This window comes from Pseudoalteromonas umbrosa (assembly GCF_030125375.1).
Lineage (GTDB): Bacteria > Pseudomonadota > Gammaproteobacteria > Enterobacterales > Alteromonadaceae > Pseudoalteromonas > Pseudoalteromonas umbrosa.
Map to the genome: position 1 here is coordinate 205147 of NZ_JASJUU010000002.1, position 721 is coordinate 205867.

3 tRNA genes are annotated in these 721 nt (G+C 47.7%); all 3 read right to left on the reverse strand.

Features of this window, described 5'->3' with window-relative positions:
- Window positions 1-246: 246 nt before the first annotated feature.
- A tRNA-Arg gene (locus QNM16_RS08120) sits at window positions 247-323 on the reverse strand.
- Window positions 324-380: 57 nt separating this feature from the next.
- Window positions 381-457: transfer RNA gene (locus tag QNM16_RS08125), tRNA-Arg, on the reverse strand.
- 57 nt (window positions 458-514) lie between these two features.
- A tRNA-Arg gene (locus QNM16_RS08130) sits at window positions 515-591 on the reverse strand.
- Window positions 592-721: the final 130 nt, after the last annotated feature.

Sequence of the window (721 nt, forward strand, 5' to 3'; positions counted from 1 at the left end):
TTCAGGCATAAAAAATGATATTCGCCAGAGTTTATCTCATGTTTTATTACTTGAGTGAAGTAACCACTTTAAATAGGTGGCGGACGCGGGACGTCTTTTGTGAAGAGTGAACCTCTGACTGGCTCAAAGCATCTCGGAATATTCGGATCTCTAAACTGATTCAAATTTCAGGCATAAAAAAACCGACTCTTGTCGGTGTTTATCTCATCTTTTACTACTTGAGTGAAGTAACCACTTTAAATAAAGTGGCGGACGCGGGAGGATTCGAACCTCCGACCGCCTGGTTCGTAGCCAGGTACTCTATCCAGCTGAGCTACGCGTCCGTAATATCGGTTTTAACACTCGACAAGTGCCTCTTTTATTTTTCCACTTAGAGAAAGTGGCGGACGCGGGAGGATTCGAACCTCCGACCGCCTGGTTCGTAGCCAGGTACTCTATCCAGCTGAGCTACGCGTCCGTAATATCAGTTTTAACACTCGACAAGTGCCTCTTTTATTTTTCCACTTAGAGAAAGTGGCGGACGCGGGAGGATTCGAACCTCCGACCGCCTGGTTCGTAGCCAGGTACTCTATCCAGCTGAGCTACGCGTCCGTAATATCGGTTTTAACACTCGATAAGTGCCTCTTTTATTTTTCCACTTAGAGAAAGTGGCGGACGCGGGAGGATTCGAACCTCCGACCGCCTGGTTCGTAGCCAGGTACTCTATCCAGCTGAGCTACGC